The following is a 1,025-nucleotide window of genomic DNA, read 5'->3' on the forward strand; positions in this document are numbered from 1 at the left end:
TTTCCGGCGGCCAGGAGATGTTGATAAAAGGCTTTGAGAGGCGGGTTATGCCGGCTGGCAACGAGGGCAGCCATGAAGCTGGCCGCCCGCACAGTGCTGCGACCACCGCCGATCATGCTCTTGCCGCGCCAGCGTCCTGACTGGCGCGTGTAGGGTGCCAGTCCTGCCAAGCTTGCGATCTCACGCCGGTCGAGCGTCCCCAATTCCGGCAAGTTGGCCAGCAAGGTGCGGGCGAGCGTCTTGCCGATGCCGGGTACCGAGGCTAGCAGGTCTTCCTTGGCGCGCCACACTGGGGAGCCGCGAACCAATGTATCGATGTCTTGATCGATCGTGTTCAACTCCTTTTCGAGTACGGCTATATGGCGGACCAGACTTTTGCGCACGCGAACGTTGGTGGCCCGCTTCTCGCGATGGCGCTCGGCAACCATCATCTCGATGATCTGCCGCCGCCGACCAACCAATTCGGCAAGCAGGCGCGACGCCTCATCGGGAAGGGTTCGCGGTGCCGGACGCACCGCTTCGGCGAAGTGGGCGATGACGCCGGCATCGATCGGATCGGTCTTCGCGCGTTTGCCGACGGCCTGCGCGAAGTGACGGATCTGGGCCGGGTTCACCACCGCCAGCGGTAGTTCCGCGCCGGCGATCGCGGCGGCCACGATCGTCTCAAAGCCGCCGGTTGCCTCCACGGCGACCAGCGTCGGCGAGATTGCCCGCAACCGCTCGACAAGCTGCTCCAACCCTTTGCCGTCGCGACTGACCGCGAACGCCTCGTCGCCTGGACGCACGTGCACGTCAAGGCGATCCTTCGAGACGTCGATGCCGACAAATAAATGCTCCATCCTATCCCTCCCTTGTGCAACCGGGCTCGCTCTGCGGCCCCCGCGACTGTTCGGGTTCGATGGAACGGCGGACGAAGCCCCAGGCTGAGGATCGGGCTTATGCGCCCTAGGATGAGTCGGTCTCTCGTCCGCCACCGCACGAGGCATCTTACCTCGAACAGCGGTTCTTGAGTTACAAGGATGAGG

1 protein-coding gene is annotated in these 1,025 nt (G+C 64.1%); it reads right to left on the reverse strand.

Going from position 1 to position 1,025, the window contains the following annotated elements:
• Positions 1-839: transposase (locus tag HB676_RS33605; protein WP_213742816.1), on the reverse strand; the 839-nt coding region annotated here is incomplete at its 3' end.
• Between the last annotated feature and the right edge of the window lie 186 nt (positions 840-1,025).

It is taken from the genome of Bradyrhizobium sp. dw_411 (assembly GCF_018449695.1).
GTDB lineage: Bacteria > Pseudomonadota > Alphaproteobacteria > Rhizobiales > Xanthobacteraceae > Bradyrhizobium.